The sequence below is a fragment of the Rhizobium ecuadorense genome (genome assembly GCF_001187535.1).
GTDB lineage: Bacteria > Pseudomonadota > Alphaproteobacteria > Rhizobiales > Rhizobiaceae > Rhizobium > Rhizobium ecuadorense.
On sequence record NZ_LFIO01001360.1, the window covers coordinates 1 to 291 of the forward strand.

Below are 291 nucleotides of genomic sequence, written 5' to 3' on the forward strand. Positions count from 1 at the left end.
ATACGAACCGCTCCAGGTCAAACGCGAAGTCTTGACGGCCGACCCTTGCCCTGAAAGTTCCTAGGTCAGTCTCCTGCGTATAGCCGATGAACGCGAGCCGAAGGTCAAATCGGTTTGCGTCGTTAGGGCTGACCATCGTCTTGTCGAACGCACGCACATCCTCGAATTGTGTAAACAGTTGCCAGTTTTCGTTCAGGTGAACGTCGATCTGGAACTGCGCACGCTGTAACCAATAAGAATCTGTGGGATTCGCTGGCACGGTTCCGAAAGCCGGCGCATCACTGACTTCGA

The 291-nt window shown here is 54.0% G+C and carries 1 protein-coding gene; it reads right to left on the reverse strand.

Annotated elements, in window-relative coordinates; genetic code table 11:
- Nucleotides 1-291 (reverse strand): alginate export family protein (locus AF337_RS29460; RefSeq protein WP_160320375.1); only part of this gene is annotated, 291 nt, incomplete at both ends.